11 protein-coding genes and 1 tRNA gene are annotated in these 14,347 nt (G+C 69.8%); 1 reads left to right on the top strand and 11 read right to left on the bottom strand.

From position 1 onward, the window contains the following. Positions 1–6 precede the first annotated feature (6 nt). The 8 genes from ACW4E8_RS21660 to ACW4E8_RS21625 form a co-directional block, all read right to left on the bottom strand. Complete coding sequence (locus tag ACW4E8_RS21660; RefSeq protein WP_456806423.1) at positions 7–1,146, bottom strand: acyl-CoA dehydrogenase family protein; 1,140 nt, start codon at positions 1,144–1,146, stop codon at positions 7–9. A 111-nt stretch (positions 1,147–1,257) separates the two neighbouring features. Next, a complete protein-coding gene (locus ACW4E8_RS21655) occupies positions 1,258–4,023 on the bottom strand; it encodes a LuxR C-terminal-related transcriptional regulator (RefSeq protein WP_456806422.1) in 2,766 nt (921 codons plus the stop codon). 152 nt (positions 4,024–4,175) lie between these two features. Beyond that, positions 4,176–5,366, bottom strand: a complete 1,191-nt coding sequence (locus ACW4E8_RS21650) for an amidase (protein WP_456806421.1) — start codon at positions 5,364–5,366, stop codon at positions 4,176–4,178. A 37-nt stretch (positions 5,367–5,403) separates the two neighbouring features. Continuing rightward, the gene (locus ACW4E8_RS21645; protein WP_456806420.1) at positions 5,404–6,417 is read right to left on the bottom strand and encodes an ABC transporter ATP-binding protein; all 1,014 of its coding nucleotides are present in this window, start codon (positions 6,415–6,417) and stop codon (positions 5,404–5,406) included. 10 nt (positions 6,418–6,427) lie between these two features. Further along, positions 6,428–7,450, bottom strand: coding sequence for an ABC transporter ATP-binding protein (locus ACW4E8_RS21640; RefSeq protein WP_456806419.1), 1,023 nt, complete (start codon positions 7,448–7,450; stop codon positions 6,428–6,430). Between the two features lie 3 nt (positions 7,451–7,453). Then, entirely contained in the window at positions 7,454–8,341 is an 888-nt protein-coding gene (locus tag ACW4E8_RS21635) for an ABC transporter permease (protein ID WP_456806418.1), read from the bottom strand. Positions 8,342–8,351: 10 nt separating this feature from the next. Further along, positions 8,352–9,302 (bottom strand): ABC transporter permease, encoded by a 951-nt coding sequence (locus ACW4E8_RS21630; protein WP_456806417.1) that lies wholly within the window; start codon positions 9,300–9,302, stop codon positions 8,352–8,354. A 123-nt stretch (positions 9,303–9,425) separates the two neighbouring features. Further along, complete coding sequence (locus ACW4E8_RS21625; RefSeq protein ID WP_456806416.1) at positions 9,426–11,048, bottom strand: ABC transporter substrate-binding protein; 1,623 nt, start codon at positions 11,046–11,048, stop codon at positions 9,426–9,428. A 216-nt stretch (positions 11,049–11,264) separates the two neighbouring features. On the opposite strand from ACW4E8_RS21625, the gene ACW4E8_RS21620 reads away from it, so the two are divergent. Beyond that, positions 11,265–12,512, top strand: a complete 1,248-nt coding sequence (locus ACW4E8_RS21620) for a Zn-dependent hydrolase (RefSeq protein ID WP_456806415.1) — start codon at positions 11,265–11,267, stop codon at positions 12,510–12,512. A gap of 21 nt (positions 12,513–12,533) precedes the next feature. On the opposite strand, the gene ACW4E8_RS21615 is transcribed toward ACW4E8_RS21620, so the two are convergent. The 3 genes from ACW4E8_RS21615 to ACW4E8_RS21605 all read right to left on the bottom strand — a co-directional run bounded on the left by ACW4E8_RS21615 (position 12,534) and on the right by ACW4E8_RS21605 (position 14,187). Further along, positions 12,534–12,881 (bottom strand): hypothetical protein, encoded by a 348-nt coding sequence (locus ACW4E8_RS21615; RefSeq protein WP_456806414.1) that lies wholly within the window; start codon positions 12,879–12,881, stop codon positions 12,534–12,536. 191 nt (positions 12,882–13,072) lie between these two features. Beyond that, positions 13,073–13,873 carry an IclR family transcriptional regulator gene (locus tag ACW4E8_RS21610; RefSeq protein ID WP_456806413.1) on the bottom strand — a complete coding sequence of 267 codons (801 nt, stop codon included), beginning with the start codon at positions 13,871–13,873 and terminating at the stop codon, positions 13,073–13,075. Positions 13,874–14,100: 227 nt separating this feature from the next. After that, positions 14,101–14,187: transfer RNA gene (locus tag ACW4E8_RS21605), tRNA-Leu, on the bottom strand. Between the last annotated feature and the right edge of the window lie 160 nt (positions 14,188–14,347).

The following is a 14,347-nucleotide window of genomic DNA, read 5'->3' as shown; positions in this document are numbered from 1 at the left end:
AGGGGCTCAGAGCTTGCGCGCGATCAGGTCGCGCAGCACTTCGCTGGTGCCGCCGAAGATGCGGGTCACGCGCATGTCGACAAAGGCGCGCGCGATCGGGTACTCGAGCATGTAGCCGTAGCCGCCGTGCAGCTGCACCATGTCGTCGATGCACTTCCACAGGGTCTCGGTGGCGTACAGCTTGGCGATGGCCGCCTCCTGCAACGACAGCTTCTGCACCATGTGCTTGCCGATGTAGTAGTCGACCATGGTGCGCACCGCCACGGCCTGTGCCTTGACGTCGGCCAGCTTGAACTTGGTGTTCTGGAAGTCCCACACGGTCTGGTTGAAGGCGCGGCGGTCCTTCACGTACTGCAGCGTCAGCTCCAGCTGGCGCTCCAGCTTGGCGGCGCAGTAGACGGCGATGATCAGGCGTTCCTGCGGCAGCTCTTCCATCAGGTGGATAAAGCCGCCGTTCTCGTTGCCGATCAGGTTGGTGACCGGCACGCGCACGTTGTCGAAGAACAGCTCGGCGGTGTCGGCGGCGTGCTGGCCGACCTTCTCCAGCTTGCGCCCGCGGCGAAAGCCCGCGCGGTCGGCCTCGACCATGATCAGGCTCACGCCCTTGGCGCCCGCCGCCGGATCGGTCTTGCAGACCACCACCACCATGTCGGCGTTCAGGCCGTTGGAGATGAAGGTCTTGCTGCCGTTGATGACGAACTCGTCGCCGTCGCGCACGGCGCTGGTACGGATCGACTTCAGGTCGGAGCCGCTGCCGGGCTCGGTCATGGCGATGGCCAGGATCTTCTCGCCGCGGCAGATCCCGGGCAGCCACTTGCGCTTCTGCTCCTCGGTGCCCAGGCGCACGATGTAGGGCGCGGTGATGTCCGAATGCACCGAGAAGCTCGGGCCGGAAATTCCGGAACGGTGGTATTCCTCGGCCAGCACGGCGGAGTGGCCGAAATCGCCGCCGCCGCCGCCGTATTCCTCGGGCACGGTGACGCACAGCAGGCCTTCGCGGCCGGCCTTGAGCCAGGTCTCGCGGTCGACGCAGCCGGCCTGGTCCCAGGCGGCCTGGCGCGGCAGGCATTCGCGCTCGAAGAAGCGGCGCGCGGTTTCCCTGAACATCTCGTGGTCTTCGCGATAGACGTTGCGGATGATTTCCATCGATGGCTCCCGGTCTGACTGGTGGACGGCAGCGGTGTCGCTGCCTCGTTGGGTCCAGTGTGGCCGGGGGCGGGTGGGAAGTCCCTACACCGGTGGTGTAGGTGGGGTAGATCAGGGGGTAGGCAGGGCGCCGGCGTCGCGCAGCCGGGCCACGGCTTCGTCACGTCCGGTGACTTCCAGCTTGGCGTAGACATTGCGCAGGTGCCACTTGACCGTGTCGAGCGACACGTTGAGGATGCGCGCGATCTTCTTGTTCGGCATGGCCTGCGCCAGCAGGCCCAGCACCTCCTGCTCGCGCTCGCTGAGGGTGGCCAGGCGCGCGAGTTGGGCGGCAGGCGCCGGCGCGGGAGCGGGACTGGCGGACGCGCCCGGACCGGCGGCGTCGGCCAGGCGCTGCGCGTAGAACGCCAGCACCGGGTCCAGGCTGTCATCGCCGGCCAGCGCCGCCAGCATGGCTGGCACCTGCGGCGAGGCGTCGAGCAGGCTGCGCACCAGCCCGTGGCGGTGGCCGATGCGCAGCGCGTCGACCAGTTGCCGGCGCGCGGCGGCGGGATCGCGGCGGCCCTGGTGGGCCAGCGCCATCAGCACGCGCAAGGTGGCCACGCGGGACCAGCGCCCGCCGGCCTCGGACAGCGCCGCCAGCGGCTCCAGGCGCGTCAGCGCGCCGTCGAAATCGTTGTGGTGCAGGCACATGCCGATGCGGGCGAGGTCGGCGTGGACCCGCACTTCCCAGGCGGTGCTGCGCACCGCGCCGGCATGCCGGGCCGCCAGCGCTTCCAGCCGCAGCAGCGCGTCGTCGGCGGCGTCGACATGGCCGTCTTCCAGCAGCCGGCGCGAGCGCAGTGACAGGGCCCCGGCCACCAGCCGGTCGACCCGGTGGCGCTGCCCGTAGCGCTCCAGCCGGTCCAGGCACGCCAGCGCACCGGCGTGGTCGCCGGCGTGCCAGCGGCTGCAGGACAGCGCCAGCAGCGCGCGCAGCACGGTGTCCGGGATCGAGATCCGCACCAGCACGTCGATGCGGGCATCGAGCAGGCTGGCTGCCGTCTCGACATCATTGAGTTCGTAGAGGGTTTCGCCCAGCAACGCGGCCGCCATGCAGGCCACGCCGGCGCAGGCGGCGCCACGCTGCTCGGCGTCGGCCAGCACGTCATGCAGCACGCGTTCGGCCACCAGCACCTGGCCCTCGACCGCGTGCGTCATGCCGCCCATGCAGCGGCCCAGCAGCGTGCCGCGCGGCGCGCCGCCGCAGGGCGCGCCGTCCTCGATCACGCGCCGCGCCTGGTCGTATTCGCCGCGGTAGATATGCATCCACGACAGGATGTTGCCGCGCCCGGTCAGGGTGAAGTCGTCCGCGCCGGCGGGTACGCGCTGCAGCGTCGGCAGCAGGTTGGCGACGGCATCGGAGTCGTCGCGCAGCAGCGCCATGCTGCCTTGCAATATCGCCAGCGCATAGTGCTCGCGCGGGCCCAGCCGCCCACCCTGGGCCTGCATCCGCTGCAGGCTGTCTTGCAGTCCGTCGGAGTCGCCGGCATACATCTGCAGGTGGGCCTGGACCAGCAGCAGGCCGAAGCGGGCCCGGATCTGCTCGGCCGGCAGTTGCCGCACCAGCGCCGCCAGCTGGCTGAGTTCGCCGCGCGCCAGCAGGCCGTGCGCGCGGCCGTGCACCATGTCGGCGGCGGCCGCGCTGTCTCCGGCCAGCACCGCGTGCCGCACGGCCTCGTCGACGTCGTCATGCGCATTGAACCACTGCCAGGCCGCTGAATGCATCGCGGCCTGCGTGCCGGGCGGCAGCCCGCCCAGGCGTCCAAGCAGCACCTCGCGCAACAGCGGGTGCAGGCGGTACCAGGCTTCGCCGTGGCTGTCGTTGCCGATCTGGGCGATGAAAAGGTCGTCGCGCGCCAGGTGCGCCAGCCGCGCGGTGATCTCGGCGGCGGCTTCGGGTCGGCCCAGCAGGGTGGCGCACAGCGCGCCGCAAAAGCGGTGGCACAGCGCCATGCGGGTGAGCAGGTCGAGGTCGTCCGGCGTCAGCCGCACCAGCACCTCTCGCTCGAAATAGCTGGCAAAGGTCTGTGCGTCGCGCACCTGGACCGGGTTGTACGATCCGCCGCGCTTGCCCTTCAGGTCGATGGCAAAGAGCTGCAGGCCGGCGGCCCAGCCGTCGGTGAGTTCATGCAGCCGGCCGGCATCGCGGGCGTCGACGTGGCCCAGTTGTTCCTGCAGGAAGCGGGCGGATTCCTGTGCCGAGAAGCGCAGGTCGGCCAGCCCGAATGACGACAGCAGCCCCTGCGTGCGCAGCCGCGCCAGCGATAGCGGCGGCGTGGTGCGCGAGGCCAGCACCACGTGCAGTTGCGGCGGCGCGTAGTCGAGCAGCCAGCGCAGCGCCAGCACCACGCCGGGGTCGGCCAGGTGATGGACATCGTCGAGCATCAGCACCAGCTCGCGCCGGCGTGCGCCGATGGCCCGCACCAGCGTGATGACCCAGTGCTCTACCGCCGACTGGTGGCCGTCGCGGCCCATCAGCACCCAGGCATCGCGCACGATGGCAGGGTCCACCGTGGCCAGGCTGGCGACCAGTCCGTTGAAAAACGCCGCGAGGCTGTTGTCCTCGGGCGCGAGCGACAGCCAGGCGACGTCGAAGTCCAGCGTCAGCAGGGCCTGGCGCCACGCCGCCAGCGTGCTGGTCTTGGCGCAGCCGGCTGGCCCCTGGATCACGATGCAGCGCTGGCGCCGCGCCTCGGCCAGGCGCGCCAGCAGGGTGTCGCGCGGCATCAGCGGGCGCGCGCCGCGGGGCGGCACCAGCTTGGTCGGCGTGACCGGGAAGGCAGGTGTGGCGGACTGGCTGGCGGATTCTGCTGGCGCGGCTCCGGCCGGGGACATGCTGGGCTCCTCTTGTCCGTGCGGCGCGGGCCGGCGGACCAATGCGATGACGGCATTGTAGGAGCGCCGGGCTGGCTGGCGGCGCCTTCGGGCGGTGGGCCACCTGATGCGGGTGGGGCGCCGGCCACCCGCGTGCCCTTTGCGTTACCGGTTCACGCCTGGTGCGCCATGATCCGCTCCGCCAGTGCCACCAGGCTGCGGTCGCTGCCCGCGGGGCCAAGCAGCGAGATGCCGAGCGGTGCGCCGTCGCGGCCGGCCAGCGGCAGGTTCAGCTGCGGGAAGCCGCTCAGCGGCGTCAGGCACAGCGTCTGGGCGGCCAGGTTGCGATAGGTCTCCAGCGATGCGATCGGCTCGGCGCGCAGCGGCGCAATATCGGGCATGGTCGGCAGCACCAGCACGCCGTCCTGCCCCAGCAGCCGGCCCAGGTGCGCGGTGAAGTCGCGGCGCACGGCGCTGGCTTGCTCGAACTGGCTGCGGGTGACGGCCTTAGAGAAGGCGAAGCGTGCCGCGACATCGGCACCCAGCTCCAGCCCGTGTTGCTCGATCAGTTCGCCGTCGCTGTGCCATGCCTCCCAGCCCTGCACGTAGCGGAACGCCCACCACAGCTCGGACAGCGGCCGGTCGGCCACCGTGACCGGCGTGGCCCGGCCCAGCGCGGCTTCGATCCGGGCGACAGCCGGCGCCAGCGCGTCGCGGGCCTCCGGGGCCGGCTGGCCGAACAGGTCGGACGCGAACAGCAGCCGCGGCGCGGCCGGCAGCGGCGCCGGGTCGGCGCCGAACAGCACCTCGGCCACGCGCGCGAAGGTGCCGATGTCGCGCGTCAGGAAGCCGCAGGTATCCAGGCTCTCGGACAGCGGCAGGCAGCGCTCCAGCGAAATGCGCCCGTGCGTGGGCCGGATGCCGAACAGGCCGCAATGGCTGGCCGGCGCTCGCACCGAGCCGCCGGTGTCGGAGCCCAGCGCGAAGTCGCACAAGTCGTTCGATACCGCCGAGGCCGAGCCCGACGACGAGCCGCCGGTGATGCGCTCCGGCGCCGCGCCGTTGACCGGGCGGCCATAGTGGGCGTTCTGGCCGTTCATGGAGAAGGCCAGCTCGTCAGTGTGGGTCTTGCCGACGAAGGCGGCGCCGGCATCCAGCAGCCGCTGCACTGCCGGCGCGGTCGCGGCCTTGATGCCCGAGCGCGCCAGCACGTGCGGATTGCCGCCGCCGGTCGGATAGCCAGCTACGTCGAACAGGTCCTTCACGGCAAAGCTCAGGCCCTGCAGCGGGCCGCTGGCGGCGTGCGGGACGGCAATCTCCGGGTACGGCATGAAGGCACGGGCAGGATGGGTGGCAAGCGTCATGGGGGGCCTGGAATACGTTGGGGTTCTGGGATGGGGCTTATGCCGCGCTGGCGACCGCGGGCTCGGCGGCCAGCACGCAGCTGACGCGGTGGCCGGTACCGACGGTGACCGCCTGCGGCACCTCGGCCAGGCATTGCGGGCGCGCATGCGGGCAGCGCGGCGCGAAGGTGCAGCCCGGCGGCAGCGCGGCCAGGTCGGGCGGGGCGCCGCCGATGGCCTGCAGCCGCTGGCCGCGGTCCATGCCATGCTGGCGGCTTTGCAGCAGGGCGATGGTGTAGGGGTGGCGCGCCGCGCGCAGCAGGGTGCGGATCGGGCCTTCCTCGACAATGCGCCCGCCGTACATCACCGCGACGCGGTCGGCGATCTCCACCGCGGCGCCGATGTCGTGGGTGACGAAGACGATGGACAGCCCCAGTTCGCGCTGCAGCTCGCGCAGCAGGATCAGCACCTGGATCTGCACGGTGGCGTCCAGCGCGGTGGTGGGCTCGTCGGCCAGCAGGATCCTGGGCCGCGCCGACAGTGCCAGCGCGATCATCGCGCGCTGGCGCATGCCGCCCGACATCTCGTGCGGATACGCCGCCAGCCGCCGCTCCGGGCTGGGAATGCGCACGGACTCGAGCGCCTGCAGCGCGCGCTCTCGCGCCTCGGCGGCCGAGACCTTGTCGTGGGTGCGGATGCATTCGACGATCTGCTGACCCACCGTGTAGACCGGGTCCAGCGCCAGCAGCGGCTCCTGGAACACCATCGCCATGGTGCCGCCGCGCAGCCCGGCCAGCGCGCGCTTGTCGAGCGCCATCACGTCGGCGCCGTCGACGCGGATCTGGCCCTCCATGCGGGTGCGGCGCGGCGGGTGCAGGCGCATCAGCGCGCGCAGCGTGACGCTCTTGCCGGAGCCGGATTCGCCGATCAGCGCCACGGCCTCGCCGGCGCCCACGTCGAGCGAGACGCCGTTGACGGCGCGGATGGTCTTGCCGCCGCCGGAGAAGGTGACGTGCAGGTCCCGCACCGAGATCATCGGCGCGCCGGGTGTGCTTTGTGGGGTGGTGGACATGGTGGGCTCCTCAGGGCGCGGTGGCCAGCAGGCAGGCGACCGGATGCCCGGCCACCAGGTCGGTCAACTGCGGCTCGCGCCGCGCGCACACGTCCTGCGCAATGGTGCAGCGCGGATGGAAGCTGCAGCCGGTCGGCGGGTTGATCGGATTGGGCGGGTCGCCCGCCAGTGGCGCGACCTCGGTGCGGTGGTCCGGGTCCATCGACGGCATCGACGCCAGCAGCGCGCGCGTGTACGGGTGCGCCGGGTGGCGATAAAGGGTCTCGGTATCCCCGATCTCCACCACCTTGCCCAGGTACATCACCATCACGCGGTCGCACAGGTAGCGGATCACGTTGAGGTCGTGGCTGATGAAGACGTAGGTCAGGTCGAACTCGGCCTTCAGGTCCAGCAGCAGGTTCAGCACCTGCGCCTCCACCGACTTGTCCAGTGCCGAGACCGCCTCGTCCAGGATCACCAGCCGCGGGCGCAGCGCCAGCGCGCGGGCAATGTTGACGCGCTGGCGCTGCCCGCCCGACAGCTCGTGCGGGTAGCGCCCGGCAAAGCGTGCCGGGTCCAGCCCGACGCGCTGCAGCAGGTAGCGGGCGCGCTCGGTGGCTTCGCGCGCCGGCACGCCATGGACGCGTGGCGTGAAGGCGATCGACGCCTCGATGGTCAGGCGCGGGTTCAGCGACGAATAGCTGTCCTGGAACACCATCTGCACCTGGCTGCGGAACTGCTTCATCGGCAGCTGGGCCGAGCCCACGCTCTGCGCGTCGAAAATCAGCTCGCCGCTGTCCTGCTGCGTCAGCTGCATCAGCAGCCGCGCGGTGGTGGACTTGCCGCAGCCGGACTCGCCGACCACGCCCAGGGTCTCGCCCTTGAGCACGTCGAAGCTGACGCCATCGACCGCACGCACCGATGCGGCACGCGCGCGCATGCCGGACTTGATGGGAAAGTGCTTGACCAGCTGGTGGGCGATCACCAGCGGCTGCGCCGGGCCGCCGACATCGCGGCCGGCCTGTGGGGAAGGGGCCTGCATCAGTGCTGGCATGGTTCAGTCCTTGATTTCCATGGCCGAGCGGATGCCGTCGGCCAGCAGGTTGAACGAGACCGAGGTCAGGAAGATCATGGCGCCGGGCAGGGCGGCAACCCACGGCTGGGTGTAGATGGCCGTGCGCAGCGTGTTGAGCATCAGGCCCCACTCCGGCTCGGGCGGCTTGACGCCAAGGCCCAGGAAGGACAGCCCGGAGGCCAGGATCATCGACACCGAGATCAGGCTGGTGGCATAGACGAAGATCGGCCCAAGCACGTTGTTGAGCACATGGGCGCGCACGATGGTCAGCGACGACGCCCCGGAAGCACGCGCCGCGTCGACAAACTCGCGGTTGCGCACCTGGGTGGTCACGCTTTCGGCCACGCGCACGACCTGCGGGATAAAGACGATGGTCAGCGACAGCAGCGCATTGCCCACGCCCGCGCCCAGCGTGCCCGACAGCGCGATCGCCAGCAGCACCGACGGGAAGGCGTACAGGATGTCGGTGAGCCGCATGATCACGGTGTTGGTCCAGCCGCCGGCATAGCCGGCGACGATGCCGAGTGCGCTGCCGATGACAAAGGCCAGCAACACCGGCGTGATGCCCATGAACAGCGACAGCCGCGCGCCCAGCATCAGCCGCGACAGCATGTCGCGTCCCAGCTCGTCGGTGCCGAGCGGGAAGTGCTCGGTGCCGATCGGCTTGAGGCGTTTGAGGATCGATGCAGCGTACGGGTCGGCGGGCATCAGTGCCGGGGCGAACAGCGCCATCAGCACCAGCCCCAGCAGCACCAGCGCGGCCAGCATGGCCAGCTGGTTGCGCAGCAGGCGCCGGCCGACCGTGGTCCAGTAGCCGGGCGAGCGCTGCACCGCAGCGGCGGCCGGTGATTGGTCGAGGGACATGTCCATGGCGGCCTCCTCAGTTGCGCTGGATGCGCGGGTCGAACAGCGTCTGCAGCGCATCGACCAGCAGGTTGAGCAGCACGAAGAACACCGCCAGCACCAGGATGGTCCCCTGCAGCAGCGGGAAGTCGCGCTGGAAGATGGCAGAGTTGAGCAGGAAGCCGGTGCCGGGCCACGAGAACACGGTCTCGATCAGGATCGAGCCGCCCAGCAGGTAGCCCAGCTGCAGGCCCATCACCGACAGCGCGGTCGGCGCCACGTTCTTGACCACATGGCGGAACACGGCCAGGTCGGACAGGCCGCGCGCGCGCAGGCCGACGATGAACTCGTTGGCCAGGATCTCGGCCACCAGCGCGCGCACCGTGCGCGCCACGATGCCCATCGGGATCACGGACATGGTCACTGCCGGCAGCAGCATGTATTGCAGATGCTCCCAGTCCCACGCCCAGTCGCCCGAACCGCCCGGCCCGGCGCCGGTGGCCGGCAGCCAGCCCAGCAGCACCGAGAACGCAATCACCAGCACCATGCCGAGCCAGTAGTGCGGGATGCTGACGCCCAGCACCGACAGCAGCGATGCGGTGCGGTCGGCCAAGGAATCGCGCAGGTAGCCGGCGACAAAGCCGAACAGGCAGCCGAAGCTGAAGCCGATCAACGTGGCCACGGTGGCCAGGCGCAGGGAATTGACCACGGCGGCGCCGACTTCGGCCATCACCGGCCGGCTGGTGGCGATCGAGGTGCCCAGGTCGCCCTGCAGCGCGCGGCCGAGCCAGTGCACGAATTGCTCCAGGAAGGGCTTGTCGAAGCCGTAGAGCGCGGTCAGCTGGCGGCGCAGGTCTTCGGAGGCGTCGGGCGGCAGCACCGACACCAGCGGATCGCCGGGGGCGATATGGACCAGCGAGAAGCACAGCAGCGCCACCCCGAGCAGGATGGGGATGGCATAGAGGATGCGGCGGAACAGGTATTGCATGGGAGGATCCGGCAAGTTGGGGGCGTGCGTGCGCAGTGCGCGGCACGCGGGGAAGACTGGGCGGGATTGCCGGGCCGCGCGGCGGCGGGGCTGCCGCGCGGCGTCCGTCGGGCGCGGCCGGGATCAGTCCATCGACATCGTCGCGATATCGATAAACCAGCTCTGCGGCTGCACCACGCCCTTGACCTTCTTCGAGATCGCGCGCGGGCCGACGTCATGCGCGATCAGCACGAACGGCGACTCTTCGACGATGCGGGCATGCAGCCTGGCCAGCGCCGCGTCGCGCGATTTCTCGTCAAACGAGGTGCGCGCGTTCTCGATCAGCTTGTCGAACTCGGCATTGCCGAAGTAGCCCCAGTTGTTCGAGACCGGCGGCTGCGTCTTGGTGCTGACGAAGCGCACCATGGCGAAGAACGGGTCCATTGCCGCAAAGCTGACGTTGATGGCGTTGGCCCCGTGCGCGCTGGCGTCCTTGGCGCCGACGCGCCAGTTGGTGAAGAGGGTGTTCCACTCGACCACGTCGAAGTCGACGTCGATAAAGCACTCCTTCAGGTTCTGCTGCACGTATTCGTTCATCGGCAGCGGCTGCATCTGGCCGGAACCCGACGCCGACACCTGCACCTTGACCTTGACCGGCTTGGTGGCCGAGTAGCCGGCCTCCTGCATCAGCTTTTTCGCCGCGGCCGGGTCGTGCTTGATATCGAACCCGGGATTGCCCCACCACGGGTTGCCGGCCTCGACGATGCCCTTGGCCTCGGCCATGTAGCCGCCCAGCAGGGTCTTCAGCCCGGCGCGGTTGACGCACAGGTTGGCGGCCTGGCGCACGCGCTTGTCCAGCCACGGCGAGCCGGGCGCGAACGACAGCTGCCACGGCCACATATGCGGCTGCGCGTTGGCATAGACCTGGAAGCCGCGGCTCTTGATCTGGGCGATGGCGTCGGGTGCCGGGGCTTCGATCCAGTCGACCTGGCCCGACAGCAGCGCGGCGGTGCGCGCGTTGGCCTCGGGCATCGGCACCATCACCACCTTGTCGATTTTTGGCACGCGCTTCGCGTCCCAGTATTGCGCATTGCGCACCACTTCCAGGCGCTCGCGCGGCACGAAGCGGCTCATCCTGAACGGCCCGGTGCCGGCGGCGTCGGCGGCAAACGCGACCCAGGCCTGCTTGGAGCGCTCGGCCGGATCGGTGACCGAGGCCGGCACCGCGGCGAATTTCTTCTCCCACTGCGTGGGCGAGGCCATGAACAGGTTGGTCAGGTTGTAGGGCAGGAACGAATCCGGCTCGGAGGTGACCAGCTCGACGGTGAGGTCGTCGATCTTCTTTGCAGTGCGCAGCGTCGGCATGCGCGAGGCGGTCACGCCGACCTGGCTGGGATCGAACTGCCTGGCGGTCTTGTCCAGCACTTTGCCGACGTTCCAGACCACGGCATCGGCGTTGAACGGGGTGCCGTCGTGGAACTTGACGCCGGGGCGCAGCTTGAACACCCATTTGGTCTTGTCGGCGGCGTCGACCTTCCATTCGGTGGCCAGGCCCGGGATCAGCAGGCTGGGGCCGTTGCCTTTGGACAGGTCCCATTGGGTGAGGCCGTCGTACATCGGGATACCGGAGAAGCGGTTGCCCTCAAAGCCCTGGTCGGGCTGGCCGAGCGTGCGCGGGATGTCGGCGGCGGTCATGCCGATGCGCAGCACCTTGTCGGCATGGGCGGCACCGGGCAGCGCGAACAGCGCCAGCACGGCGGCGCTCATGACCGAGGCAGCTGACTTGAGACCTTTCGCGAGAGGGGACGGATCGTGGTGCACGGGCTTGCTCCTGGGTTGGCTTGAAGGGACGGATGTCTGCAAAGCAAGTCATGTGCCACGGTGGCAGGGCCGGGAACCCGGGCCGAAGTGCGGGCGACGGTGGTCTGCTTCTTGCTGAACCTGCTGCCGTTTCCTCTCCCTCCACCCCACCCGCAACGAGACATGGACCAGCTACACCTTCCCCGCATCAATGGCGCCCGCCTGTGGCAATCGCTGATGGACCTCGCCGCGATCGGCGCCACGCCCAGGGGCGGCGTGTGCCGCATCGCACTGACCGAAGCCGACCGCAAGGGGCGCGACCTGGTGGTGCAGTGGTGCCGCGAGGCCGGGCTCGACGTGCGCGTCGACGAGATCGGCAACGTCTTCGCGCGCCGCGCCGGCAGCGACCCCGACGCGCGCGCCGTCGCCACCGGCAGCCATATCGACACCCAGCCCTCGGGCGGCAAGTTCGACGGCAACTTCGGCGTGCTGGCCGGCCTGGAGGTCATGCGCACGCTCGACGACCTGGGCATCGCCACGCGCGCGCCGCTGGAGGTCGCGTTCTGGACCAACGAGGAGGGCACGCGCTTTACGCCGGTGATGATGGGCTCGGGCGTGTTCGCCGGAGAGTTCGATGCAGCCTTTGCGCGCGCGCAGACCGATGTGGATGGCGTCAGCGTGGGCGACGCGCTGGCGGCCATTGGCTACCGCGGCGCACAGCCGGCGGGCGCGGTGCCGGGCGGCATGTTCGCGGCCTACTTCGAGGCGCATATCGAGCAGGGGCCGGTGCTGGAGGCGGCCGGGCTGCCGATCGGCGTGGTTTCTGGCGCGCTGGGCCAGCAGTGGTACGACGTGACCGTGACCGGCATGGACGCGCACGCCGGGCCTACGCCGCTGGCGCTGCGCCACGACGCGATGCTGGCGGCCGCGCGCATGGTCGAGGCGGTCAACCAGATCGCGCGCGACGAGGCGCCGCACGGGCGCGGCACGGTCGGCTACCTGCAGGTCACGCCGAACTCGCGCAACGTGATTCCGGGCCGGGTCGATTTCTCGGTCGACTTCCGCAACCTGTCGCAGGCTGGCCTGGACCGCATGCACGCGGCCATGCAGGCGGCATTCGAAGGCATTGCCCTGGCCGCCGGCGTGGAGGTCGAAACCCGCCAGGTGGTGAAGTTCGAGCCGTGCGTGTTCGCGCCCGAATGCGTGGACAGCGTGCGGCGCGCGGCCTTGGCGCTGGGCCTGCCGCATATGGACGTGGTCAGCGGCGCCGGCCATGACGCGGTCTACGTCGCGCGGCGCGCGCCCACCGGCATGATCTTCGTGCCGTGCAAGGACGGCGTCAGCCATAACGAGCTGGAAGACGCGCTGCCCGAGCACATCGAGGCGGGCGCCAACGTGCTGCTGCAGGCCATGCTGGCGCACGCGCGCTAGGCGCATGCGCCAAATCCAGGGCTAGTTGCAGATCGAGCCGGGAACCGGCTTGCCCGAGGCGGTCAGCCCCTGGCACGCATCGCCGCTCGCCAGGCTGGTATCCGCGGCCGCGGCCGGTGACAGCTTCAACTTGCCTGCCACGGTGCAGCACCCACGGGGTGGTGGTGGGGCCGGCGTGCGCTTGGTCGCCGGCAGCGGCGCCGGCCCACCGGCTTCCGCGGTTTCTTCCGCGTCAGGAAAGACGCACTGCCCTTGCTGGCAGATCCGTTCTCCTTTGCACTGCATGTCGTACTGGCATCCGGCGGCCTGTGCGAACGATGACCAGCCAGCGGTCATCGACGCTGCCAACAGCAAGGCGGGGAATTTCATATGCCCTCCGATCAGGGCTGAGATAACGATGCCGGAGCGGCTCGGTGCCGCCCCGACACCTTCAGCATAGATCGCGGCAAGGGTCCGCGAAAGACACTGGCACTCAGGGGTTCTACCACCCCTGCCCAAGTTGGCCGGCGTTCCCCGTGCCTGGCTTGAACGCGTCCCCTTTTTCATTCTGAAACGGGTTCTTAGTGGGCGATCGAGCGCGAGATCGCCCACGCGCATTCCAGCACCAGCGGCGCCAGCTTTTTCTGCGCCTCGGCCATGCTCCAGCGGCTGGCCGGCGGCGACACGTGCACCGCGCCGACCGCCACGCCCTGGCTGTTGACGATGGGCGCGGCCAGGCCCATGTCGCCGATGAACAGTTCCTCTTCATTGCTGGCGTAGCCCAGCCGGCGGCACGCCGCCACGCGCTCGAAGATCGCATCCACGCCGGTCAGCGTCGCGGGCGTGCGCGCCACGCGTGCCGACTGCTCCAGCATCGCCAGGACCTGCTCGTCGGGCAGCGTGCTGAGGTAGGCCCGGCCGGAGCTGGTGCAATACATCGGGATGCGCATGCCCACCGGCGTCAGCACCGGCAGGTGTTTGGCGGTCATCAGCTGGGCCACGTAGACCATGTCCAGTCCGACCGGCTCGGTCAGGTTGGCGGTCTCGCCGCTGGCTGCGGCCAGCTGCGACAGGTAGGGGCTGGCCACCGGGATCAGCGCGTCGGCCGCCAGGTAGTTGTAGCCGATCTCCATCACCCGCGGCGTCAGCCGGAAGCGGCGCGTCTGCGGGTGCTTGTCGACATAGCCCAGCGCCTCCAGCGTATGGATGGTGCGCTGCGCCGAGCTCTTGTTCATGCCGGTCAGCGCGGCCAGTTCCGACAGGGTCAGCGTGCGGTGGACGCCGTTGAACGCACGCAGGACTTCGAGGCCTTTTTCCAGCGACTGGTTGAACAGCGGGTTGTCGCGGTCGGGCGCGGGTGGCGGGACGGGTTTTGACGGCATAGTTGCGTCGCGGGCGAGAGGCCGGGCGGCACCATCCGCGGGATGGCTGCACCACGATGAGTGAGTATTGCACCAATATACGTATGTATCGATTATCGATACGATGCGAAATAATACCGTCGCTGGCTCAGGCTGGAAAGTGCCGCGGCGTGGAGGTGCCTGCCGGGAGAAGCGGGCCGAAGGGGATTTGAAAACGGAAGTTGTCAGCCCGCCACTTGAAAGGCGGGTGGTGCGAGGGAGGGGACTCGAACCCCTACACCATTGCTGGCGTCAGGACCTAAACCTGGTGCGTCTACCAATTTCGCCACCCTCGCGGTCCTTGCGGCGCTGCCCGGGCGGGCGGCCGCGATGCTCGCTGGCTTGCGCCGGACAGGAAAGCAAAAAAGGCGGCTGGAACTGCCCGCCTTTCATCTGTCCGCTGCTGCCGTCACTGGCCGCCGAACCGTGGTGTCGGCATGGCTCGCGCCTGCAGTG

The organism is Cupriavidus sp. CP313, assembly GCF_054072015.1.
The sequence above is the reverse complement of the archived record's forward strand: the minus strand, read 5'-3'. Positions and strand labels throughout refer to the sequence as shown.

Coding starts and splice junctions, on each gene's coding strand:
- ACW4E8_RS21660 (WP_456806423.1), bottom strand. CDS start 1,146: ATGGAAATCATCCGCAACGTCTATCGCGAAGACCACGAGATGTTCAGG.
- ACW4E8_RS21655 (WP_456806422.1), bottom strand. CDS start 4,023: ATGTCCCCGGCCGGAGCCGCGCCAGCAGAATCCGCCAGCCAGTCCGCC.
- ACW4E8_RS21650 (WP_456806421.1), bottom strand. CDS start 5,366: ATGACGCTTGCCACCCATCCTGCCCGTGCCTTCATGCCGTACCCGGAG.
- ACW4E8_RS21645 (WP_456806420.1), bottom strand. CDS start 6,417: ATGTCCACCACCCCACAAAGCACACCCGGCGCGCCGATGATCTCGGTG.
- ACW4E8_RS21640 (WP_456806419.1), bottom strand. CDS start 7,450: ATGCCAGCACTGATGCAGGCCCCTTCCCCACAGGCCGGCCGCGATGTC.
- ACW4E8_RS21635 (WP_456806418.1), bottom strand. CDS start 8,341: ATGGACATGTCCCTCGACCAATCACCGGCCGCCGCTGCGGTGCAGCGC.
- ACW4E8_RS21630 (WP_456806417.1), bottom strand. CDS start 9,302: ATGCAATACCTGTTCCGCCGCATCCTCTATGCCATCCCCATCCTGCTC.
- ACW4E8_RS21625 (WP_456806416.1), bottom strand. CDS start 11,048: ATGAGCGCCGCCGTGCTGGCGCTGTTCGCGCTGCCCGGTGCCGCCCAT.
- ACW4E8_RS21620 (WP_456806415.1), top strand. CDS start 11,265: ATGGACCAGCTACACCTTCCCCGCATCAATGGCGCCCGCCTGTGGCAA.
- ACW4E8_RS21615 (WP_456806414.1), bottom strand. CDS start 12,881: ATGAAATTCCCCGCCTTGCTGTTGGCAGCGTCGATGACCGCTGGCTGG.
- ACW4E8_RS21610 (WP_456806413.1), bottom strand. CDS start 13,873: ATGCCGTCAAAACCCGTCCCGCCACCCGCGCCCGACCGCGACAACCCG.